Annotated in this window: 1 protein-coding gene; it reads left to right on the plus strand. The window is 73.9% G+C overall.

Going from position 1 to position 544, the window contains the following annotated elements:
- Positions 1–463, plus strand: a 463-nt coding sequence (locus APM_RS13065) for an FAD-binding protein (protein WP_007423839.1), incomplete at its 5' end; no start/stop codon positions are given.
- Positions 464–544 lie beyond the last annotated feature (81 nt).

Here is a 544-nt window from a genome sequence, read left to right on the forward strand (position 1 = left end):
GCATGCGGCCGAGCCGGTCGATCCGCCGGCCGATCCGGCGAGGGATGCGGCGCTGGCGGTGCGGCTGTCGCCGCTGCCGGTGGAGGCGGCGAATGTGCGGCTGGACGAGGCGGGATTCGTGATCGCGGCGGGAAACGGGGTGACGGATTTCGCGGGGTTTCGCGATCTCGCGCGCGCGCTCGGGGCGACGCCGGGGGCGAGCCGGGTGGTGTGCGACGCCGGCGCGTTGCCGCGAGCGATGCAGGTCGGCGCGTCGGGCACCGTGCTCAACGCCGACTGCTACGTGGCGTTCGGGATTTCGGGCGCGCCGCAGCATCTGCAGGGGATCGGCACGGTGGAGCATGTGGTCGCGGTGAATACCGACCTGCACGCGGCGATGATCGCGCGGGCGGACCTGGCGGTGGTCGCGGATGCGCAGGCGGTGCTGCCGGCGCTGCTCGCGCGTCTGGGAGCCGAGGCATGAGAATCGTCGTGCTGCTGTCCGCCGGGCGGCATCCGGCGACGGGCGAGCCCTGCCCGGTGCCGGCGGAATTGCAGGCGATCG

The organism is Acidiphilium sp. PM (assembly GCF_000219295.1).
In the GTDB taxonomy this organism is placed as follows: domain Bacteria; phylum Pseudomonadota; class Alphaproteobacteria; order Acetobacterales; family Acetobacteraceae; genus Acidiphilium; species Acidiphilium multivorum.